The organism is [Acidovorax] ebreus TPSY (genome assembly GCF_000022305.1).
In the GTDB taxonomy this organism is placed as follows: Bacteria; Pseudomonadota; Gammaproteobacteria; order Burkholderiales; family Burkholderiaceae_C; genus Diaphorobacter; species Diaphorobacter nitroreducens.
The window spans coordinates 3,072,171-3,093,244 of record NC_011992.1 but is presented as its reverse complement, the minus strand read 5'-3'; the positions used below and the strand labels follow the sequence as shown (position 1 = coordinate 3,093,244).

At 66.5% G+C, this 21,074-nt stretch carries 17 protein-coding genes; 14 read left to right on the top strand and 3 right to left on the bottom strand.

Annotated features, from left to right (window positions below):
* Positions 1 to 13: 13 nt before the first annotated feature.
* Positions 14 to 481, top strand: a complete 468-nt coding sequence (locus DTPSY_RS14545) for a c-type cytochrome (protein WP_015914200.1) — start codon at positions 14 to 16, stop codon at positions 479 to 481.
* 85 nt (positions 482 to 566) lie between these two features.
* On the opposite strand, the gene DTPSY_RS14540 is transcribed toward DTPSY_RS14545, so the two are convergent.
* The 3 genes from DTPSY_RS14540 to thiD all read right to left on the bottom strand — a co-directional run bounded on the left by DTPSY_RS14540 (position 567) and on the right by thiD (position 4,742).
* Positions 567 to 2,327, bottom strand: coding sequence for an alkaline phosphatase D family protein (locus DTPSY_RS14540; RefSeq protein ID WP_041838890.1), 1,761 nt, complete (start codon positions 2,325 to 2,327; stop codon positions 567 to 569).
* A 182-nt stretch (positions 2,328 to 2,509) separates the two neighbouring features.
* Complete coding sequence (gene hemL / locus DTPSY_RS14535; protein ID WP_015914198.1) at positions 2,510 to 3,814, bottom strand: glutamate-1-semialdehyde 2,1-aminomutase; 1,305 nt, start codon at positions 3,812 to 3,814, stop codon at positions 2,510 to 2,512.
* Positions 3,798 to 4,742, bottom strand: coding sequence for a bifunctional hydroxymethylpyrimidine kinase/phosphomethylpyrimidine kinase (gene thiD, locus DTPSY_RS14530; protein WP_015914197.1), 945 nt, complete (start codon positions 4,740 to 4,742; stop codon positions 3,798 to 3,800). Before thiD ends, hemL begins: the two co-directional genes overlap by 17 nt.
* Before the next feature lie 115 nt (positions 4,743 to 4,857).
* Between thiD and DTPSY_RS18220 the strand changes: the two genes are divergently transcribed.
* The 13 genes from DTPSY_RS18220 (at position 4,858) to DTPSY_RS14470 (ending at position 21,049) form a co-directional block, all read left to right on the top strand.
* Positions 4,858 to 5,010: a rubredoxin gene (locus tag DTPSY_RS18220; protein ID WP_011806676.1), complete on the top strand. Its 153-nt coding sequence runs from the start codon at positions 4,858 to 4,860 to the stop codon at positions 5,008 to 5,010.
* Positions 5,011 to 5,061: 51 nt separating this feature from the next.
* A complete protein-coding gene (locus DTPSY_RS14525) occupies positions 5,062 to 5,454 on the top strand; it encodes a response regulator (RefSeq protein WP_015914196.1) in 393 nt (130 codons plus the stop codon).
* Between the two features lie 11 nt (positions 5,455 to 5,465).
* Entirely contained in the window at positions 5,466 to 5,831 is a 366-nt protein-coding gene (locus tag DTPSY_RS14520) for a response regulator (protein ID WP_011806674.1), read from the top strand.
* Positions 5,832 to 5,847: 16 nt separating this feature from the next.
* Entirely contained in the window at positions 5,848 to 6,375 is a 528-nt protein-coding gene (locus tag DTPSY_RS14515; RefSeq protein ID WP_015914195.1) for a chemotaxis protein CheW, read from the top strand.
* Positions 6,376 to 6,396: 21 nt separating this feature from the next.
* Positions 6,397 to 8,661, top strand: coding sequence for a methyl-accepting chemotaxis protein (locus DTPSY_RS14510; protein WP_015914194.1), 2,265 nt, complete (start codon positions 6,397 to 6,399; stop codon positions 8,659 to 8,661).
* Positions 8,662 to 8,707: 46 nt separating this feature from the next.
* Positions 8,708 to 14,788 carry a hybrid sensor histidine kinase/response regulator gene (locus tag DTPSY_RS14505; protein ID WP_015914193.1) on the top strand — a complete coding sequence of 2,027 codons (6,081 nt, stop codon included), beginning with the start codon at positions 8,708 to 8,710 and terminating at the stop codon, positions 14,786 to 14,788.
* Between the two features lie 125 nt (positions 14,789 to 14,913).
* Positions 14,914 to 15,513, top strand: coding sequence for a YqgE/AlgH family protein (locus tag DTPSY_RS14500; RefSeq protein ID WP_011806670.1), 600 nt, complete (start codon positions 14,914 to 14,916; stop codon positions 15,511 to 15,513).
* Positions 15,510 to 15,929, top strand: coding sequence for a Holliday junction resolvase RuvX (gene ruvX, locus DTPSY_RS14495; protein WP_015914192.1), 420 nt, complete (start codon positions 15,510 to 15,512; stop codon positions 15,927 to 15,929). Before DTPSY_RS14500 ends, ruvX begins: the two co-directional genes overlap by 4 nt.
* Positions 15,926 to 16,459, top strand: coding sequence for a bifunctional pyr operon transcriptional regulator/uracil phosphoribosyltransferase PyrR (pyrR, locus tag DTPSY_RS14490; protein ID WP_011806668.1), 534 nt, complete (start codon positions 15,926 to 15,928; stop codon positions 16,457 to 16,459). The genes ruvX and pyrR overlap by 4 nt, the downstream gene beginning before the upstream one ends.
* Before the next feature lie 2 nt (positions 16,460 to 16,461).
* Entirely contained in the window at positions 16,462 to 17,424 is a 963-nt protein-coding gene (locus DTPSY_RS14485; RefSeq protein ID WP_011806667.1) for an aspartate carbamoyltransferase catalytic subunit, read from the top strand.
* Between the two features lie 212 nt (positions 17,425 to 17,636).
* Positions 17,637 to 18,932 carry a dihydroorotase gene (locus tag DTPSY_RS14480; protein ID WP_011806666.1) on the top strand — a complete coding sequence of 432 codons (1,296 nt, stop codon included), beginning with the start codon at positions 17,637 to 17,639 and terminating at the stop codon, positions 18,930 to 18,932.
* A 19-nt stretch (positions 18,933 to 18,951) separates the two neighbouring features.
* A complete protein-coding gene (locus tag DTPSY_RS14475) occupies positions 18,952 to 19,692 on the top strand; it encodes a lysophospholipid acyltransferase family protein (RefSeq protein ID WP_015914191.1) in 741 nt (246 codons plus the stop codon).
* A gap of 130 nt (positions 19,693 to 19,822) precedes the next feature.
* Positions 19,823 to 21,049, top strand: coding sequence for a Yip1 family protein (locus tag DTPSY_RS14470; RefSeq protein WP_011806664.1), 1,227 nt, complete (start codon positions 19,823 to 19,825; stop codon positions 21,047 to 21,049).
* The last annotated feature ends 25 nt before the right edge of the window (positions 21,050 to 21,074 follow it).

Genomic DNA, 21,074 nt, shown 5'->3' with positions numbered 1-21,074 from the left:
CTGACCACGCCGCATGCCGGTGGACCCAGACCCGCTGCACGACGACACACCGCCGCCTCGGCCCCGCTGGCTGGGCTGGGCGCTGGTGGTGTTCATGGTGCTGGTGGTGCTGGGCGTGCTCAACGTGGGCTGGCGCATCCTGCAGCCGGGGCCCGCAGCCCAGGCGCTGGACGCCGCCCAGCAGGCGCACCCGGAACGGGCCGCGGGCCGCGCGCTGGTCGAGGCATCGGATTGCCTGCGCTGCCATGGCCTGGAGCGGCACGCCGTAGGCCCGGGCTTTCGCCAGATCGCCGCGCGCTACGCCGGCCGCAATGATGCGGCCGCGTACCTGGCCGGCAGGATCCGCGAGGGCAGCGTGGGCGTATGGGGCCGCACGCTGATGCCGCGCCATCCCCAGATCACCGAGGCGCAGGCCCTGCAGATGGCGCAGTGGCTGTTGGCGCTGCCGCCCGCCGAGGGTAGTGTGCTATTGAATCAATAGCTGTTAGCGCTTATTGGACGGGCGTTAGAGTCAGAAAACGCTGTAAACCCTCGCTTGGACGGCGGCACCGCTTGCGCCGTCCCGCTCACACCTTCAGCAGGCGGCCCGGCGTGCCGGCCTGTACGGCCAGCGTGGTCTCGGCGCTGGTGGTGAACTGGCGGCTGGTAATGGTGTTCACGTACACCCACTGCGCGCGGCATTCGGTGGCCGTGGCGGTCACCACCATGTAGCCGCGGCGCGCGGTGTCGCAGTACTTGAGTGGCTCCACCAGCTGCAGCAACGCCGCCGACAGCGTGGCCGGGTTTTCATTGGGCAGGTATTCCTCGAAGCCGGGCGAGCTCACCGACGAGGTGGCGAACTCCACGCCCACGGGGTTGCCGTTCATGTCGTTCAGCTCGCTGGCCCAGGCGTTGTGCGTGTCGCCCGCCAGCACCACCAGGTTCTTGTTCATGGCGCGGGCCATGCCCAGCACCGTCTCGCGGGCGGCCTGGTAGCCGTCCCACGCGTCCAGGTTGTAGGGGATGGAGGGCTGCGCCAGGATGGCTTGCTCCTCCGGCGTGAGCGTGGCGGGCGCCGTGCGCGCCTTGGCGACGATGGCCGCGTAGCGCGACACCGTCACGCCGCTGCCTGGCTGCAGCGTTTCCATGAGGATGGGCGCGGGGATGTTCATGCGGCCCATCAGCACCTGCTGGCCCAGCATCTGCCAGGTGGCGCTGGAGGCGGCCATCTGCTGCTGCAGCCATTGCGTCTGCGCGGTGCCCAGCAACTGGCGCGCGGGATTGCCGACGGCCGCGGTGAAGCCCGCTGCGTCGAAGCCGCCGGGCTTGAAGAAGGCGGCGTAGTCGACCTGCGCATCGCGTCCCACCACGCGCGTGTCCAGCATGTGCAGCGCCAGCAGGTTGCCGAAGGCGAAGCTGCGGTAAATGACGTCCGGCTGCGCGTTGCGTGTGGGCATCCACTCGTGGTACGCCTGCAGCGCCACGGCCTTGCGCGCGGCGAAGCTGCCTTCGGCGGCTTGGTGGTTTTCCGCGCCGTTCATCCAGGTGTCGTTGGCGATCTCGTGGTCGTCCCACACGGCGATCATGGGCGCGGCGGCGTGCAGCGCCTGCAGGTCGGCATCGGTCCGGTACTGGGCATGGCGCGTGCGGTAGTCGGCCAGGCTCAGGATCTCGTTGGCCGGCTGGGACAGGCGGCTCAGCGCCGCCGCGTTGCCCGAGGCGTAGCCGCCCTGGCCGTATTCGTAGAGGTAGTCGCCCAGGTGCACGGTGGCGTCCAGGTCGCCGCGCCGGGCGGCATCGGCGTACACGTTGAAGTAGCCGGCCGGGTAGTTGGCGCACGAGAACACCGCCAGCTTCACCTGGGCCACGCTGCCCGTGGGCAGGGTGCGGGTGCGTCCCGTGGGCGAGGTGGCCTCGAAAGCCTTGAAGCGGTAGTGGTAGGCGGTGGCGGGCTTCAGGCCCGTGGCGTCCACCTTGACCGTGTAGTCGCGCGTGGCGCTGGTGCGCACCTCGCCGCGCGCCACGATGCTGGCGAAGGCGGCGTCGCTGGCCACCTCCCACTGCACGGGGATCTCGGCACTGAAGTCGGCGGGCGGCGTGACGCGCGTCCAGAGCATGACGCGGTCGGCCAGCGGGTCGCCGCTGGCCACGCCGTGCGCGAACTGTACGGCGGGTGCGTCATCGTCGCCGCCGCCACAGGCCGCCAGGGGCAGGGTGCCCAGCGCGGCGGCGCCCAGCGTGATCTGCCGCACGAAACGACGGCGCCCGCCGTCTGCGGCTAGCGGGGTGCTGGCGTGCGCAGCCTGCAGGAGGTTGGTGAGGGGTTTGGAATCGTCGTGTCGCTGCATGGCGGGCGGGTGAAAGGTGATGAACCCGCCAAGGCTCGCAGCAAGGGATGACGGTTTCATGAACCACCGTCGCGCACGCGTCAGTGCGCCCATCCGCCGGTCACCCGCAGGGATGGATGCGGGCGAGTAAGCACGTTTTATGCCTCCAGCGCTTTCCCATCAAGCGCTGGAAGCTATGAAAACTATAGCTTCTGGAACACGTCGCGCGCCACGGCCACGGTGTCGGCGATGTCCTGCTCGGTGTGGGCGGCACTCACAAAGCCGGCTTCGTAGAGCGCCGGGGCAATGTAGACGCCGCCGTCCAGCAGGCCGTGGAACAGCGTGTTGAAGCGCATGCCGTCGGTGTTGAGCACCTCGGGGTAGTTCTGCGGCAGTTGCGGCAGCAGGAAGAAGCCGAACATGCCGCCCTGGGTGTCGCCGCAGAACGGCACACCCGCAGCGCTGGCAGCGCCCGCGAGGCCGTCGATCAGGGCGCGGGTGCGGGCGCCCAGGGCGTCGTAGAAACCGGGCTTGGCGATCTCGCGCAGCGTGGCCAGTCCGCAGGCCGTGGCCACCGGGTTGCCCGACAGCGTGCCCGCCTGGTAGACCGGACCCAGCGGCGCAAGCTGCTCCATCACGGCGCGCGAGCCGCCGAAGGCCGCCAGCGGCATGCCGCCGCCGATGACCTTGCCGAGCACGGTGATGTCCGGCTTGAAGCCCGGGATGGCCTGGGCGTACAGGCTTTGCGCCCCGCCCAGCGCCACGCGAAAGCCGGTCATCACCTCGTCGATGACCAGCAACGCGCCGTGCTGCGTGCACAGCTCGCGCGCGCGGCGCATGAAGGGCACGCTGGCGCGCACGAAGTTCATGTTGCCGGCGATGGGCTCCATGATCACGCAGGCGACGTCGGGGCCGTGCAGTGTGAAGGCCTCCTCCAGTTGGGCCACGTCGTTGTATTCCAGCACCAGGGTGTGCTGCACCACCTCTTGCGGCACGCCGGCGCTGGTGGCGTGGCCGAAGGTGGCCAGGCCCGAGCCGGCCTTGACCAGCAGCGAGTCGGCATGGCCGTGGTAGCAGCCGTTGAACTTGATGATCTTGTTGCGTCGGGTGGCGCCGCGCGCAAGGCGGATGGCGCTCATGCCGGCCTCGGTGCCCGAGCTGACCAGGCGGATCATCTCCATGGAAGGCACGTGGCGGATGATCTCCTCGGCCAGCTCCACTTCACGCTCGGTTGGCGCGCCGAAGCTGAAGCCCTCCAGGGCCGCTTTCTGCACGGCCTCCAGCACGGCCGGGTGGCCATGGCCCAGGATCATGGGTCCCCAGGAGCCGATGTAGTCGATGAAGCGCTGGCCGTTGGCGTCCCACATGTAGGCGCCCTGGGCACGCGTGATGAAGCGGGGCGTGCCGCCCACGGCGCGGAACGCGCGCACTGGCGAATTCACGCCGCCGGGGATGAGCGCCTTGGCGCGTTCGAAAAGGGGGAGATTGAGGTCAGTGTTGTGTGTCATGGGGTGGCAAATCGAAGCCCTCCACGACCGCGGAGGGAGATACGTCGTCGTCGGTGTCCTCGTCGTCGGGCTGCGCCCAGAACATGCGGTCGGGCAGCACATGGCCCATGCCGGGGCGGAATCCGTGCTGCAGGCAGCCGTCCAGGTAAGTGAGCGCTTCGCTCGTGGCCTCGCCCAGGTCGCTGCCGGTGGCAATGAGCGCCGCCAGGGTGGCCGACAGGGTGTCGCCCGCTCCGATAAAAGTCACTTCAAAGCGTTCGAAGCGCCCGCTGCCCAGCACCGTCTGCGGTGAGGCGAGCACATTGTCGATGTGCCGCTCCGCCGCGGGAATGCCGGTCACCAATAGATAGGGCACGCCTATCTCCGCGACTGCCATGGCCAAGTCGCGTGCCGAGGGTGGGCGCTCACTGCCCCAGTCCGGCAGCAGCCAGCGCCACAGGGTGCTGTGGTTTCCAACCAACACCGATGTCTGCGGCAGCAACAGCTCGCGGAAGGCGTCGTGGTACTGGTCGATGAGGTCGTCCTGCCACCACGACAGGTCCGGCATGAAGGCGATGACGGGCACGTCCGCATAGTCGGCGGCGATCTCGGAGATGGCGCTCAGGTTCTCGGGGCTCCCCACGAAGCCGACCTTGATCGCGTGCAGCGGCATGTCCTCCAGCACGGCACGGGCCTGCTCGGCGACCGTCTCGTCTTCGAAGGCGTAATGGTCGAATATCTCGGCGCTGTCACGCACATAGGTCCCGGTCACCACTGGCGCGACATGCCCCCCGACCGAGGACACCGCCGAAATATCGGCCGCCAATCCTCCCGCGCCGCTGGGGTCGTTTGCATTGAAAACCATCACGCAGATGGTGGGGGCGGTGGATTCGCTGTCATCCGCCGTCAAGCTTGGGCTGTCGGGTGCTGAAGGGGTATTCGATTGCATGGGTGGGTGCCAGCGTAACCGGTGGCACGAAAGCTGCATCCGGCAGTGATGACTAGATACAATCGTTGCATTCTATGTGAAGGCCCCTTAAGCTGTGACGGACCCAAAAACTTGGATGTGTTTGATTTGCGGTTGGATATATGACGAAGCTGCGGGCTGCCCCGAGCACGGCATTGCCCCCAACACCCGCTGGGCAGACGTTCCCATGAACTGGACCTGTCCCGAATGCGGCGCCCGCAAGGAAGACTTCGAGATGGTCGAGATTTGAGGCGCGGCTCCTGCCAGCGTTGTTTTTTCGTTCCTCAGGAGCAGTGAGAAATTGGCTACGACGACGACCGGTCCCACCTTCCGTGTCCTGGTGGTGGACGACAGCAATACCATACGGCGCAGCGCCGAAATTTTCCTCAAGCAGGGAGGGCACGAGGTTTTATTGGCCGACGATGGTTTCGATGCCTTGGCCAAAGTCAATGATTACCAGCCTCAGCTGATTTTCTGCGACATCCTCATGCCCAAGCTGGATGGTTATCAGACCTGCGCCATCATCAAACGCAACGCGCGTTTTGCTGATACGCCCGTGGTAATGCTTTCATCCAAGGACGGGGTTTTCGATAAGGCGCGCGGCCGCATGGTCGGTTGCCAGGAATATCTGACCAAACCATTTACCAAAGACCAATTGCTGCAGGCTGTGCAGCAATTTGGAAATGCCCAATAAGGAGTTTTGTAATGCCGATTCAGAAAGTTTTGGTCGTGGACGACTCGAAGACAGAGTTGATGTTTCTGACCGACTTGCTGCAGAAAAAGGGCATGCAAGTGCGTACCGCCGAGAATGCCGAAGAGGCATTTCGCCGTCTGGCCGAGGAAAAGCCGGACCTGATCCTGATGGACGTGGTCATGCCCGGCCAAAACGGTTTCCAACTGACCCGTGCCATTACCCGCGATCCGCAGTATGCGGATGTGCCCATCATCATGTGCACGAGCAAGAACCAGGAAACCGATCGCGTGTGGGGCATGCGCCAGGGCGCGCGCGGCTACATCACCAAGCCAGTCGATCCTGCAGAACTGCAGGCCAAGATCGACGCGCTGAACTGAGGCCGGCTGCATACCCATGGCTAACCGCGAAGCCCTGAAAGAGCTACAGACACGACTTGCCGCCCGGCTGCAGGCTGCCAGAGGCGAGGGTGTGTCCGTGTCGTCCTGGTTGGCCGTGGAGTCTGCCGGACGCTATTTCCTTCTCCCTCTTGGACAATCGGGGGAGATCTTCCCCTGGGGCGGGGTGCAGCCCGTTCCGTATACCCAACCGTGGTTCCTGGGCGTGGCCAACCTGCGTGGCGCGCTCACCGGCGTGGTGGATCTGGCGGGCCTCCTTGGCGCCGCGCAGATGCGCACGGAGCAGGTCTTGGCAGAATCCAGCCTGCTGGCCTTCAATGGTGCGCTGGACGTGAATGCCGCCTTGCTCGTGGACCGGCTGTCCGGCCTGCGGGGAATGGAGGCCTTCGTCGCCTCCGAGCCGCCGGAGGCCGATGCGCCCCCCTATTTCGGCACCACCTATCTTGATGCACAGGGCACGCGTTGGCAGGAATTGAACCTGCACGCCCTTTCCCAGCATCCCGCTTTTCTCAGCATCAGCGCTTGATTATTTCTGTAAGGCAGCACCATGTCCGTCGTCAATCCATTTGGAAAATTGTTTAACCGCAAGCCCGCCGACCCGGATGCTGAGCTGAACCCCACTGACTTGGCGCAGCACCCGGCGGGCGGACTGCTTGCCGATGCGTACCAGACCGATGGCATGGCCAGCGTGCAGGGCGATCCCGGCGATGCGGCGCAATATCCCGAAGGGGAGTTTGCGGATGAAGACTTGGTCTCGCTGCCTCTGCTGGGCCGCGCAACCACTGCCGTCCACCAGCGCCGCCTGCTGATGCTGCTGGGTGTTGGCTTGGTGGTGCTCGCCTTGATTGCCGGCTGGGTTCTGCAGCAAGCCAACCGCTCGGCGCAGCAGCTGACGGCGACCGGCCAGTCGCTGATGCAGTCGCAGCGGCTTGCAAAGTCCGTGTCGCAGGCCTTGGTGGGCAGCCCCCAGGCCTTCCCCGACGTGGTGGAGAGCTCGGGCGTGCTGGCGCGCAACGTGCGCGCACTCAACGGTGGCGACAACGAACTGGATGTGCAGGCACTGGGTGAGCCTTTCCGCCCCGAACTGGATGCCATCACGCCGCTGGTGGAGCGTGCCGAGCGCAACGCGGGCGTGGTGATGGGTCAGCAAAAGATCCTGACGCAGGTGGGCGACGCTCTGCGTACCATCAACCGCCAGTCCTCGGACCTGCTGGAGATCGCGGAGACGGTCTCGTCCCTGAAGCTTCAGCAAAATGCGCCCGCCTCCGAGATTTCTGCCGCAGGCCAGCTGGTGATGTTGACCCAGCGTATCGGCAAGTCGGCTAACGAGTTCCAAACGACGGAGGGCGTGAGCCCCGAGGCGGTGTTCCTGCTGGGCAAGGACTTGAACTCCTTCAAGGAAATCGCACAGGGCATGCTGGACGGTAGCGCCGACCTCCGCCTGGCAGCCACCCGCGACGCCCAAACCCGCGAGCAACTGGAGTCGCTCATCAAGCTGTATGAGCAGACGCGTACGCAAGCCGGCGCCATCCTGGGCAACCTCCAGGGTCTGGTGTCCGCACGTGAGGCGCAATCGGCCATCCTGGCAGACAGCGAACCGCTGCGCCGTCAACTGGAAGGCCTGCAGAGCAAGCTGTCGGCACAATCGGGCATGGGGGCGGGCCAGTTCGCCGCGCTCGCCGTGGCCGGTATCTTCGTGCTGCTGTGCGGCGTGGGTATTTCGCGCGTGCAGCTGCTGGACAGCCGCAGCCGCCAAGCCACGGCCGAAGCACAGCAGCGTGATGCCAAGCGTCAGGAACAGGAAGCCAAGCGCATCAACGACGCCAACCAAGCGGCCATTCTGCGACTGATGAACGAACTGCAATCGGTCGCTGAAGGGGACCTGACGCAGGAAGCCACCGTGACGGAGGACATCACGGGCGCCATCGCCGACTCGGTGAACTACACGGTGGAAGAGCTCCGCCAGCTGGTGGGCAACGTGCAAAACACCGCGGCCCGGATGGCCCAGACCACCGCGCAGGTGGACAGCACCTCTACGGAACTGCTGGCGGCTTCGACCGAGCAGCTGCGTGAAATCCGTGAAACGGGCCGTTCGGTGCTCGAGATGGCAACGCGTATTAACGACGTGTCTTCGCAAGCGCAGGAATCCGCCTCGGTGGCCCGCCAGTCGCTGCAGGCCGCCGACCAGGGTCTGCAGGCCGTGCAAAACGCCATCGGTGGTATGAACGCCATCCGCGACCAGATCCAGGATACGTCCAAGCGCATCAAGCGCCTGGGCGAGTCATCCCAGGAGATTGGCGAAATCACCGAGCTGATCTCGGACATTACCGAGCAGACCAACGTGCTGGCTCTGAACGCGGCCATCCAGGCTGCCTCCGCCGGTGAAGCCGGTCGCGGCTTCTCGGTGGTGGCGGAAGAAGTGCAGCGTCTCGCGGAGCGCTCCGCAGACGCCACGCGCCAGATCTCGGCGCTCGTGAAGGCCATTCAGACCGACACCCAGGACGCGGTGGCCGCTATGGAGCGTTCCACCCAGGGCGTGGTGGAAGGAGCGCGTCTGTCGGACAGCGCAGGAACGGCGCTTTCGGAGATCGACCGCGTGTCGCGGCGGCTGGCCGAGCTGATTGAGCAGATCTCATCGTCAGCCTCCCGCGAAGCGGACCTCGCCAACGGCGTGGCAGACAACATCCAGCATATTTTTGCGGTGACGGAGCAGACCGGAGAAGGTACCCGTACGACGGCGCAGCAGGTGCGTGAACTGTCTCACGTGGCCGAGGAACTGCGCCAGTCGGTGGCGCGATTCAAGATTGCCTGACGTCTTCCATTAACGAACTTGCTCCGGATCAGCCGGGGACGAATCCATGTCATCTGTTGACGCCGCAAACGCACAGGGCGCCGATTGGGCCCAGGGCGAGCAGGATCTTGGGCCGCTCGCATGGGTGCTCGATGAACTGCGCAAATCCTTGGATGGTGCCGTCAAGGCCATGCGCCGTTTCGTGCGCGATGCCGAGATAGCGCGGGAGTCCGATCTCGCCTCACTGGACGCGGGGCCTTTGCGCATCGCACGCCAGCAACTCCACCAGGCCAGCGGCGCGCTGGAGATGGTGGGCATGGCGCCTCCGGCCCTGGTGTTGCGCGCCATGGAAACTGCGGTCCAGCGGTTCGTTCAGCGGCCGGAGACCTGCAGCGATGATGCAGCGGCCGTCATCGAGCGCGCCAGCTTTGCCTTGATCGAATACCTGGAGCATGTGCTCGCAGGCAAGTCCGTGTCGCCGGTGGCGCTGTTTCCCCAGTACCGCGAGGCGCAGACGCTGGCGGGGGGCGAGCGGGTGCATCCAGCGGACTTGTGGCCCGTGGAGCGGCGCTTCCATGATCCTGACGTGCCGGTTGCCGCTGCGCCGCTGCCCTATGGCTCGGAAGCGCGTGCGCGGCTGGACAGCGCGGTACTGCGGCTGGTGAAGAATGCGGACCCGGGCGCCGCTGCAGACATGCAGACAACCTGCCTGGGCTTCGCTGCGGCGCAGACCGACCGCCAGGCTCGCGCTTTCTGGAAGATCTGTGCAGGCTTTTTCGAGGCGTTGGCGCAGCAGGCACTCAATCCGGACCTGTATGCCAAGCGCGTCGCTTCGCGCGTGCTGATGCAATACGCCACCTTGGCCAAGGGGGACACGGCGATCAGCGACCGTCTGGTGCAGGATCTTCTGTTCTTCTGCGCCCAGGCCGTGGTGCCTGCGACGGCGGATGCAGCTTCCCGCATGCCGGTACTGACGGCCGTACGGCGCGCGTTTGATTTGAATCGCTACCAGCCGGTGGACTATGACCAGCCGCGCTTCGGTCTTTTCGACCCTGCCATTCTTGCGCAGGCGCGCAAGCGCATTGCCGCGGCCACGGAAACCTGGTCCGCACTTGCGGGTGGAGACCGCAACAAGCTCAAACCGGCAGCGGACCAGTTCAGCCTGGTGTGCGATTCATTGCGCAAACTGCACCCGGACAGCGAAAGCCTGGCACTGGCCCTGACGCGTGCCCTGGAGGCCACCACACGGTCGGGCGAGCCTCCTTCGGCAGCGCTGGCCATGGAAGTGGCCACCTCTGTGCTGTATCTGCAGGCGTCCTTCGAGGAACTGGATGCCGCCCAGCAGTACATGGCCGAGCGAGCTGCGCGGCTGTCCGAGCGACTGGACAGCGTGGTTGCCGGCGGGGAATCGCAGCCTCTTGAACCCTGGATGGAAGAGCTGTATCGCCGCGTCAGTGACCACCAGACCATGGGTAGCGTGGTCGGTGAACTGCGTGCGACTCTGGCAGAGGCAGAGAAGTCCATGGACCAGTTCTTCCGCAGCCCGGAAGACATGACCCTGCTTGCCTCCGTGCCTGGCAGCTTGCAGCAGATGCGCGGCGTGCTGTCCGTGCTGGGACTGGATCAGGCCTCCTTGGCCGTGGTGCGTATGCGCGACACGGTCGAGCGCATGCTGACCAACGACCTGCCCGAGGAAGAGCGCCCGCAGGTTTTCGAGAAACTGGGCAACAGCCTGGGAGCGCTGGGTTTTCTCATCGACATGCTGAGCTACCAGCGTGCCATGGCGCGCAAGCTCTTCGTTTACGACGAAGAGGCGGGCGAGTTGCGTGTCCTCATGGGGCGGGCGCGTGCGCAACTGCCTCATCCGGGCGCGCATGATCAGGAAGCGCCTGCCGTACCAGCGTTGGAGCTCCCATTCCCCGACGCACCCGAACCCGCGGCTGCGGCTGTGGTCGAGAGCGCCACGCCGTCTGCACTGGCGGACATTGATTTTTCGCTGCTTGACGTGGACGCGGCGACGTCGGAAGGCGCCGTTTCGGCGGTGGCCGCTCCGGAAGAGCCCGCGCTTCCAGTGGTTCCTTCGAGCAACGTCGCTGCCGCAGCCCTGCCGGAGGACGATGGCGAGGATGAACTGCTCGACATCTTCCTGGAAGAGGCGCGCGAAGTTGTTGCCACCGGCTTGTCGGCCATTGACGCGCTGCGTGCTGCACCGGGTGACCTGAGCGAGCAGACCACGCTGCGGCGGGCCTTCCATACCCTCAAGGGTAGCTCGCGCATGGTGGGGCTGAACGAATTTGGTGAAGCCGCGTGGTCCATGGAACAGACGCTCAATGCCTGGCTGGCCGAGCAAAAACCCATCAAGGAAGCGCTGCTGCAACTCTCCTCCGAGGCGTTGGGCGCCTTTGGTCGATGGGCCGATGACATCGCAGCAGGAGCTGCCGACCCGTGGAAGGCCGAAGCCTTCCGGGTTGCGGCGGATGCGATGCGCACGGATGGCACGCTGCTGCCACTGGGCGTGCCCTCCCCCGATTCTGCGGACACCACTGCGGCCTTGGCGCCGCAAGTGCCCGCAGAACCGCTGCTGCCTGACGAGCCCGTGTTGTCGGTGCCAGACCTTCCGGAGCCCGCGGCCGAACCACAAGCATTTGCCATTGAACCGCCTGCACCGCTCGAAGCGGTTGACGCCCACGCCAACGCTGCCGTGCTGGAGTTTGATCTGGTGCTGCCAGATGTCGACGTGCCGTCTCAGGACGCGACGGCGGGCCATGAGGAAGTTGGCGGCGACTTTGTCGACACCTTCATCGATGCGGATGAGGCCGACCAGGCCGTGTTGCCGGTGGAGGAGGTGCCCGCAGCTCCCGAGACGGTGACGGAGGAGGTGGATTTCTCCCTGTTCGAGGCTGCGCTGCAAGCCACCGATGCGCCAGCACAGGAGGTCGGCGAACCCGCTTCAACAGTAGCGGCTGACACGGTGGCGGAGCCGGCGGATAACGCATCCGCGTTGCGGCAGGACGAGACATTCTTTATCGGCACGGATGGCGTCCAACCCGAGTTCATCCTGGACGAGGAGCCAGCGGCGGACGTACCGTCTGCGCAAGCCGCCGAAACCGTGGCTGGGACGGACGGTCCGGTGGAGGAAGCGGTCGACGAAGCGGTCAAGGTCATCGAGCACCTGCGCATCGGCATACCGTTATACAACGTGTACCTCAACGAGGCCGATGAATGGTCGCGCCGCCTCGTGACTGCGTTGCAGGAATGGTCGCTGGAATTGCACCAGCCGCTGCCGGACAGCGCGGTGGCGTTGGCGCACTCGCTGGCAGGCAGCTCTGCCACTGTCGGGTTCTCGGCACTGTCCAATCTTGCGCGTACCCTGGAACATACGCTGCAGCATGTTCAACTGCTGCAGCAGGGTCTCCCCGAGCATGCGCAGGCATTCAACGCCGCTGCCGAGGACATCCGGAGGCTGCTGCACCAATTCGCCGCAGGCTTCCTGAAGGAGCCCAGCGCCTCGGTGCTGGAACAGCTCAACGAGATCCTGCAGACCGAAGTGATCAGCGGCATGGTGTCGCTGGAAGACCGTGCTTTCGCCGAGGCAGAGGCACAGGCATTTGAGACGCAGGAGCCGGCTCCGGCAACGCCTCAGGGCACCCTGCATGCGACGGCCGTCGACGAGCCGGCTGCCCCATCGCCCGTGGTGGCGCCTACGCTCCCCGTAAGCCGCGACCGCGTGATTGGCGATACTGTCGCGCCTGCCGTGCCGACCACCGTCGATATCGATGACGACATCGATGCGCTGGACAACATCGACCCCGATCTGTTTCCCATTTTCGAGGAAGAAGCGGTTGAACTGCTGCCCACGCTGGGTGGGGCGTTGCGCCAGTGGTCGTCCCGGCCGGAGAACCTGGGCGCACGCAGCGAACTGCTGCGCGCCCTGCACACCCTCAAGGGCAGTGCGCGCCTGGCAGGCGCGATGCGGCTTGGCGAAATGGCGCACCGCATGGAAACGGCCGTGGAGCAGATCGACACGGAAACCGTGGCGGCCGCAGACATTGAGCCCTTGCTGGTCAACTTCGACGCATTGCAGGCGAGTTTCGACGCGCTGCGCGCAACTGGAGCGGAGCCGGCGGTACCGGCCGCTGAGCATGGACAGGACGCAGAGGTGGTCCAATCCGCTCCCGCGCCAGGGCTTTCCCAGCCGCTCGCTCCGCCCGTTGCGTTGCGTGCGCCGTTGGGTGCAGCCCCTGCGCCGGCCCCTCTGCGTGCGGCAGGTGGGCATTCCGTGCGCGTGCGTTCGCAACTGCTCGACCGGCTGGTGAACCAGGCGGGCGAAGTGATGATCGCGCGTTCGCGGCTGGACGTGCGCATGTCGCAACTGCGCAGTTCGCTGACCGATTTGTCGGGCAACCTGGAGCGCCTGCGCCAGCAGTTGCGTGACATCGAGGTACAGGCGGAATCGCAGATGCAGTCCCGCTTGGCACTGTCCAAGGACATGGCGGCGGGCTTCGATCCGCTGGAATTCGACCGCTTCACCCGCGTTCAGGAACTGACGCGCATGATGGCGGAGTCGGTCAACGACGTGGCCACCGTGCAGCGCAACATGCAACGTGCGATGGAAGACGCCGAAGACGATCTGATCGCCCAGGGCCGCCAGGCACGTGAGTTGCAGCGCGACCTGCTGCGCACGCGCATGGTGGAGTTCGAGGGCATCTCGGAACGCCTCTATGCGGTGGTGCGCCAGGCATCCAAGGAAACCGGCAAGCAGATCAAACTGGACATTTCGGGTGGTTCCATCGAAATGGACCGCGGCGTGCTGGACCGCATGACCCCTGCGTTCGAACACCTGCTGCGCAACTGCGTGGGGCACGGCATCGAGGAACCCGAGACGCGCGCTGCTGCCGGCAAGGCTCCTGTGGGCTCGATCTCCATCGACTTGCGGCACGAGGGCAACGACGTGTCGGTGGCATTCCGCGACGACGGGGCAGGCCTGAACATCGCCCGCATCCGGGACAAGGCCGTGGCGCAAGGGTTGATTGCCCCCGATGCGCAGCTGAGCGATGGCGAGGCGGCTAACCTGATCTTCATGCCGGGCTTCTCCACGGCGTCGGAGATCACGGGCCTTTCCGGCCGTGGTATCGGCATGGACGTGGTGCGCTCGGAGGTGAATGCCCTGGGTGGCCGTATCGAGACCTCTACCGAGGCGGGCAAGGGAACGTCCTTCCGCATGGTGCTGCCGCTCACGACAGCGGTGACCCAGGTGGTGATGCTGCGCGCGGGCAACCTGACCATCGGCGTGCCAGCCAACCTGGTGGAGATCGTGCGCCGCAGTTCCGGCACGGAGCTCGACGCTGCCTACGCCAGCCATACCTTCTCGGATGGCCTGGAGGATCTGCCCTTCTACTGGGCGGGTGCATTGCTCCAGTCGTCCTCGCGCAGCACGGAGGTCACGGGCAAGAGCCGCCCCGTGGTGATCCTGCGCAGCGCGTCGCAGCGCGTCGCGATGCACGTGGACGAAGTGCTGGGCAACCAGGAAGTCGTGGTGAAGAACCTGGGGCCGCAGCTGTCGCGTCTGCCAGGCCTCGCGGGCATGTCCGTGCTGGCTTCGGGCACCGTGGTGCTGATCTACAACCCGGTGGCGCTGGCCACGGTGTACGGCGACCAGGTGCGCGCGGCCACGCACGCACCGGCGGTGGACCAAGCCGGCGCGGTGGTGGCTGCCGAGGGCGGCACGCCCGCCGCTTCGCTGCTGGTGCCGGTGCAGCAGGTGCCCTTGATCCTGGTGGTGGACGACTCGATCACCGTGCGCCGCGTCACGCAGCGCCTGCTGCAGCGCGAGGGCTACCGAGTGGCCCTGGCGGCCGACGGCCTGCAGGCGCTGGAGCGCCTGCAGGAAGAGCGCCCCGCGGTCGTGTTGTCCGACATCGAGATGCCGCGCATGGACGGTTTTGACCTCGCGCGCAACATCCGCTCCGACGCTGCGCTGCAGGACCTGCCGATCATCATGATCACTTCGCGCATTGCGCAGAAGCACCGCGACCATGCGATGGAACTCGGCGTGAACCACTACCTGGGCAAGCCCTACTCCGACGAGGAGCTGATGAGCCTGGTGCGCCACTACGCCAGCCTGAACACGGAGGCAGCAACCGCCTGACGGCGACACAGTCCAGTGTCACCCAGGCCCGGCAGGCTGCACGCCTGCCGGGCCTTGTCTTTTGTGCGCCGGGGCGATGCCCTCGGATAACGGGCCGATGCGGTGGTTGGCCGTAAAATTGCCGCATGCCTGCCGATACCGCGCCCATGAATCTGACGCACCACTTCCTGATCGCCATGCCGGGCGTGGAAGATGCCTCTTTTTCGCGCAGTGTGGTGTATTTGTGCGAGCACAGCGAGCGCGGCGCGCTGGGGTTGATCATCAACAAACCCACGCCTATCAGCCTGGAAGGGCTGTTCGAGAAGGTGGACCTGTCCCTCGGGCGAGAGGATCTCACGCTGCAGCCGGTGTTCCAGGGCGGCCCGGTGCAGACCGAGCGCGGCTTCGTGCTGCACGAGGCTATGCGCGGCCCGCAAGAGAGCGAGGACGAGTCGCCCTACGCCTCCACGATGACCATCCCCGGCGGGCTGGAAATGACCACTTCCAAGGATGTGCTGGAGGCGCTGGCCCATGGTGCGGGCCCACGGCGCGTCCTCGTGACGCTGGGCTACTCGGCCTGGGGCGAAGGTCAACTGGAGTCCGAATTGGCCGAAAACAGCTGGCTCACCGTGGGTGCGGACGTGTCGGTCATCTTCGAAACGCCTGTGCAAGAGCGCTATGACCGTGCCCTGGGGTTGCTGGGCCTGCAGTCGTGGATGCTGTCGCCCGAAGCGGGGCATGCATGAGCGGCCAGCCTGCTCCAGCCGTCGTCCCCGCGCATTTCCAATCCTTTCTGGCTTTCGATTACGGGCTCAAGCGCACCGGCGTCGCCGTGGGTACGCGCATGCTGCGCAGCGCCACGCCCCAGGGCACGATCCGCGCGGAGGGCGATGCCCGCTTCGCCCAGGTGGCCGAGCGCATCCGCGAGTGGCAGCCCGATGCCCTGGTGGTGGGCGTGCCGCTGCATCCCGACGGGGCTGCCCATGAGAACACCGCCCGTGCGCTCAAGTTCGCGCGCCAGCTGCGCGGGCGCTTCGGCCTGCCGGTCTTCGAGGTTGACGAGCGCTACAGCACCACCGAGGCCCTTTCTGCGGGCGCGGCTGATGCCGACGCCGCGTCGGCCTGCATCATCCTGGAACAGTTTTTGAGGAACCTGCCATGAGTTCTGCTACGACCCCGCCGGGTGCCACGCGCCCGGGCCATCTCACGCTGGATGCCGAGGCGCTGTACGCCGAGCTGCTGCGCGGCGTGCGCATGCTGCGCGAATCTGACACCTACTTGGCGGGCATCGCCTCGGGCGGTGCTTGGCTGGCCGAGCGTCTGCAAAAAGACCTGGGCTTGCCGGGCCAGGCCGGGGTGCTGTCGTCTGCCATGCACCGCGACGATTTCTCCCAGCGGGGCCTGGCCTCCAGCGCGCAGACCACGCTGCCGTTCGACGTGAATGGTGCGGACATCCTGGTGCTGGACGATGTGCTCTACACCGGCCGCACCATCCGCGCCGTACTCAATGAGCTGTTCGACTACGGCCGCCCGGCGCGCGTGCGCCTGGCGGTGCTGGTGGACCGCGGCGGCCGCGAGCTGCCGGTGGCCGCCGAGTTCGCTGCGGCGCGCGTGGCGCTGCCGCCCACGCAATCGCTGGCACTGGCCCGCAGCGAGGCCGGCGCTTTCCATTTCGACGTCAAAGAGGTCTGACGGTGCTGTACAAGCGCAACCCCCAACTCAACAAGAACGGCGAGCTGATCCACCTGCTGTCGATCGAGGGCCTGCCCAAGGACATCGTCACGCACATCCTGGACACGGCCACCAACTTCGTCAGCGTCCAGGAGCGCGAGGTCAAGAAGGTGCCGCTGCTGCGCGGCAAGAGCGTGTTCAACCTGTTCTTCGAGAACAGCACGCGCACGCGCACCACTTTCGAGATCGCGGCCAAGCGCCTGTCGGCCGACGTGTTCAATCTGGATATCGCGCGCAGCTCCACCGCCAAGGGCGAGACGCTGCTGGACACCATCGACAACCTGAGCGCCATGGCGGCGGACATCTTCGTCGTGCGCCACAGCGAATCGGGCGCGCCCTACCTGATCGCACAGCATGTGGCACCGCACGTGCACGTGGTGAACGCCGGGGACGGCCGGCACTCGCACCCCACGCAGGGGCTGCTGGACATGTACACCATCCGCCATTACAAGAAGGACTTCTCCAACCTCACGGTGGCCATCGTGGGCGACGTGCTGCATTCGCGCGTGGCGCGATCGGACATCCATGCCCTGACCACTCTGGGCGCAGCCGAGGTGCGCGTGGTGGGCCCACGCACGCTGGTGCCTTCCGACATGGCGCAGATGGGCGTGCGGGTGTTCCACAACCTGGAGGAAGGCATCAAAGGCTGCGACGTGGTCATCACACTGCGCCTGCAGAACGAGCGCATGAGCGGTGCGCTGCTGCCTTCCAGCCAAGAGTACTTCAAGAGCTTCGGACTCACGCCCGAGAAGCTGCGGCTGGCCAAACCCGATGCCATCGTCATGCACCCGGGCCCCATCAACCGCGGCGTGGAGATCGACTCCGCCGTGGTGGACGGTCCGCAGGCCGTGATCCTGCCGCAGGTCACCTTCGGCATCGCGGTGCGCATGGCGGTCATGTCCATCGTGGCAGGGAATGAAGCATGACCTCGCTGAGCCGCTTCGCGCAATCCCCCCGGGGGACGCCGCGAACGCGGCGGGGCGGCCCTTGCACGGCGGCCCTGACCTGGGTTGCGCCAGTTTCATGGGGTGTGGGTGGCGCACGGCGCCATGGATCACCAGCATGACTTATTTGCTATTGTGTTGATAGCTGCTAGCGCTTGTGGGACGGGCGCTAACGGCCAATTTGGCTTAGAACCATGAAAATCCTCATCCAGAACGGCCGCGTCATCGACCCCGCCAGCGGCCTCGACAAGGTGTGCAACGTGGCGCTGGCGGCGGGCCGCATCATCGCGGTGGACCGCGAGCCCCAGGGTTTCACGCCCACCCGCGTGATCGATGCCAGCGGCTGCCTGGTGCTGCCGGGTCTGGTGGACCTGGCGGCGCGCCTGCGCGAGCCGGGGCATGAGCATGAGGGCATGCTGGAGTCCGAGATGGCGGCGGCCGTCGCGGGTGGCGTGACCAGCCTGGTCTGCCCGCCCGACACCGACCCGGTGCTCGACGAGCCTGGCCTGGTGCAGATGCTCAAGTTCCGCGCCGAGAAGCTGCACCAGGCGCGGCTGTTCCCCTTGGGCGCAGTCACGCGTGGGTTGGCCGGCGAGGTGCTGACCGAGATGGCCGAGCTGACGGAGTCCGGCTGCGTGGGCTTCAGCCAGGCCGAGGTGCCGCTGACCAGCACCCAGGTGCTGCAGCGCGCGCTGCAGTACGCCGCGACCTACGGCTACACCGTCTGGCTGCGCCCGCAGGAACTGCACCTGGGCAAGGGCGTTGCCGCCAGCGGCCCCCTGGCCACACGGTTGGGCCTGTCGGGCGTGCCCGTGGCAGCGGAGACGATCGCACTGCACACCATCTTCGAGTTGCTCAAAACCACGGGCGCGCGCGTGCACCTGTGCCGCCTGTCCAGCAGCGCGGGGGTGGATCTGGTGCGGCAGGCCAAGGCGGCGGGTCTGCCGGTGAGCTGCGACGTGAGCATCAACTCGCTCATGCTCACCGATGCGGACATCGGCTACTTCGACAGCCGCGCGCGCCTCACGCCGCCGCTGCGCCAGCAGCGCGACCGCGATGCGCTGGCCGCGGCGCTGCTGGATGGCACCATCGACGCGTTGGTGTCCGACCACACGCCGGTGGACGAGGATGCCAAAGCTTTGCCATTTGCCGAGGCCGAGCCCGGCGCGACGGGGCTGGAGTTGCTCCTGTCCGTGGCTCTCAAGTGGTCGCAGGAAGGCGGCGCGCCGCTGCAGCGTGCGCTGGCCGTGGTCACCGCAGAGCCCGCGCGGGTGCTGGGCACGTCGCTGGGCACGCTGCAGGCCAGCGTGGGCCGCATTATCGAAGGCGGGGTGGGCGACCTGTGCGTGCTGGACCCTGCGGCGCATTGGACCGTGCAGGCCGACGCACTGGCCAGCCAGGGCAAGCACACGCCGTTCTCGACCTATGAACTGCCGGGCCGGGTGCGCTGCACGCTGGTGGGCGGCCAGGTCGCGTTCGAGCGCGGCTGAGCGACGCCGGCACACGCACATGCTGCGGGGTTTACGGGCCTGCTGGCGGGTGTTGCGGCTGGTGCTGCACGCTGCACAGGGGTTGCTGGTGGTGGCGTTGCGCTTCCCCCGCCTATCGGTGGAGCAGCAGCAGGCGCGGGTGCAGGCGTGGGCGCTGGGCCTGCTGGCCTGCGCGGGGGTCACGCTGGAGGTGCGCGGCACCCCGCCGAGCCAGGGGCCGGTGCTGCTGGTGGCCAACCATCTGTCCTGGCTCGACATCCCGGTGATGCATGCGGCGCGCTACTGCCGCTTCATCTCCAAGTCCGACGTGCAGGCTTGGCCCATCGTCGGCACGCTCGCCACGGCAGCGGGCACGCTGTACATCGAGCGCGCGTCGCGGCGCGATGCCCTGCGCATGGTGGGCAGCATGCGGGATGCCCTATTGCGGGGCGAAATACTCGCGGTGTTTCCCGAAGGCACGACCGGAGACGGTCGCACGCTGCTGCCCTTTCACCCCAACCTGCTGCAGGCTGCGCTGCAGGCGGACGTGCCCGTGCAGCCCATCGGCCTGCGCTTCGTGGACCGCGCAAGCGGCCAGACCACCCACGCCCCGAGCTACATCGGCGACGAAACGCTGGTGGGCTCCATCTGGCGCACGCTCACCGCGCCGCCCATCACGGCGGTGGCGCATTTCGGCATGCCCGAGCGTGCGCAGGGGCGCGACCGCCGGGTGTGGGGCCAAGCATTGCATGCCGCAGTGGACGATCTGCGCCAACGCTGAATAGCCTCCTGCTGTCGCCAAAAGTGCACATGTGTGTGCAACGGGGCTGTAACGGTCTGTTTACATCCATCGCATCGACATGCGCCTGCAGTATGGTGCGCCTCTTTGCCAATAACCGAGGGAGGGATGCATGCAATTGATGGAGCGCGTGAAGGGGATTTTGCTCAAGCCCCGCGAGACCTGGGCCGCCATTGATGGAGAGCCTGCCGATACGGCACGCCTGTTCACGGGCTATCTGATGATCCTCGCGGCCATTCCGGCTGTCTGCGGATTCATCGGCATGTCGCTGATCGGCATGGGAGGCTTTGGCTTCAGCATGCGCGTGCCGGTGCTCGCCGGGCTTGCCAACATGGCCGTGTCCTATGTGTTGAGCCTGGTCGGCGTGTATGTGCTGGCCCTGGTCATCAATGCGTTGGCACCCACGTTCGGCGGCACCCAGAACCAGGGACAGGCGCTCAAGGTCGCGGTCTACGCCAGCACGGCCGCCATGCTGGGCGGCGTGTTCAGCCTGTTGCCGGCGCTGGCCATCCTGGGCCTGGTGGCGGCGCTGTATTCGCTGTACCTGCTGTACCTGGGCCTGCCGCTGCTGATGCGCAGCCCGGCTGCGCGCGCCGTGCCCTATACGGCGGTGGTCGTGGTGGTGGCCATCGTGCTGGGCATCGTCATTGCGGCCATCGGTTCGCTGTTCATGCCGCATGGCCCCGCCATGTGGGGCAGTGCGGGCGGCCCGGCCGTGGTCATCGACACGCCGCGTGGGCAGGTCACGCTGGATACCGCCAAGCTGGAAGAGGCCGGCAAGAAGATGGAAGAGGCTGCCCGCCGTATGGAGCAGGCGCACAAGAGCGGCGATACCCAACAGATGACCGAAGCCGCAGGCCAGGCGATGGCGGCGGCCATGGGAGGTGCCAAGCACCAGACGGTGGGGGTCGATGCGCTCAAGGCCGCGCTGCCCGCCAAGCTGGGATCGCTGGAACGCACCAGCTATGAGGTCCACGACGGCGCTGCCACAGGCCTGCCGACCAGCCAGGCGGAGGCCGAGTACGGCAACGGTGACAAGGTTGTGCGCATTTCGGTCGTGGATGCGGGTGCATTCGGCCAGTTGGCCCAACTGGCAGGCATGGTGCAGGGCGAGCGCGAGAGCGACGGCATCGTGGAAAAGACCTGGCAGGAGAATGGCCGCACGTTGCACCACAGCTACGCCAAGGACGGCAGCCAGGCGGAACTGCGCGCGGTGCTCAAGAACGGCGTGGTGGTCACGGTGGAGGCGGAGAACCTGCCGTTGAAGGACGTACAGGGCTTCATGGGCCAGATCGACCTGGCCGCGCTGGAGAACCTGCCGCGCAAGGACAAGTCCTGAGCCTGGCGCCCCCCGACGGCAGGGG

Excerpts from the sequence above, each read along its gene's own strand:
- DTPSY_RS14545 (WP_015914200.1), top strand. The coding sequence starts at position 14 with ATGCCGGTGGACCCAGACCCGCTGCACGACGACACACCGCCGCCTCGG.
- DTPSY_RS14540 (WP_041838890.1), bottom strand. The coding sequence starts at position 2,327 with ATGCAGCGACACGACGATTCCAAACCCCTCACCAACCTCCTGCAGGCT.
- hemL (WP_015914198.1), bottom strand. The coding sequence starts at position 3,814 with ATGACACACAACACTGACCTCAATCTCCCCCTTTTCGAACGCGCCAAG.
- thiD (WP_015914197.1), bottom strand. The coding sequence starts at position 4,742 with ATGCAATCGAATACCCCTTCAGCACCCGACAGCCCAAGCTTGACGGCG.
- DTPSY_RS18220 (WP_011806676.1), top strand. The coding sequence starts at position 4,858 with ATGTGTTTGATTTGCGGTTGGATATATGACGAAGCTGCGGGCTGCCCC.
- DTPSY_RS14520 (WP_011806674.1), top strand. The coding sequence starts at position 5,466 with ATGCCGATTCAGAAAGTTTTGGTCGTGGACGACTCGAAGACAGAGTTG.
- DTPSY_RS14515 (WP_015914195.1), top strand. The coding sequence starts at position 5,848 with ATGGCTAACCGCGAAGCCCTGAAAGAGCTACAGACACGACTTGCCGCC.
- DTPSY_RS14510 (WP_015914194.1), top strand. The coding sequence starts at position 6,397 with ATGTCCGTCGTCAATCCATTTGGAAAATTGTTTAACCGCAAGCCCGCC.
- DTPSY_RS14505 (WP_015914193.1), top strand. The coding sequence starts at position 8,708 with ATGTCATCTGTTGACGCCGCAAACGCACAGGGCGCCGATTGGGCCCAG.
- DTPSY_RS14500 (WP_011806670.1), top strand. The coding sequence starts at position 14,914 with ATGCCTGCCGATACCGCGCCCATGAATCTGACGCACCACTTCCTGATC.
- ruvX (WP_015914192.1), top strand. The coding sequence starts at position 15,510 with ATGAGCGGCCAGCCTGCTCCAGCCGTCGTCCCCGCGCATTTCCAATCC.
- pyrR (WP_011806668.1), top strand. The coding sequence starts at position 15,926 with ATGAGTTCTGCTACGACCCCGCCGGGTGCCACGCGCCCGGGCCATCTC.
- DTPSY_RS14480 (WP_011806666.1), top strand. The coding sequence starts at position 17,637 with ATGAAAATCCTCATCCAGAACGGCCGCGTCATCGACCCCGCCAGCGGC.
- DTPSY_RS14475 (WP_015914191.1), top strand. The coding sequence starts at position 18,952 with ATGCTGCGGGGTTTACGGGCCTGCTGGCGGGTGTTGCGGCTGGTGCTG.
- DTPSY_RS14470 (WP_011806664.1), top strand. The coding sequence starts at position 19,823 with ATGCAATTGATGGAGCGCGTGAAGGGGATTTTGCTCAAGCCCCGCGAG.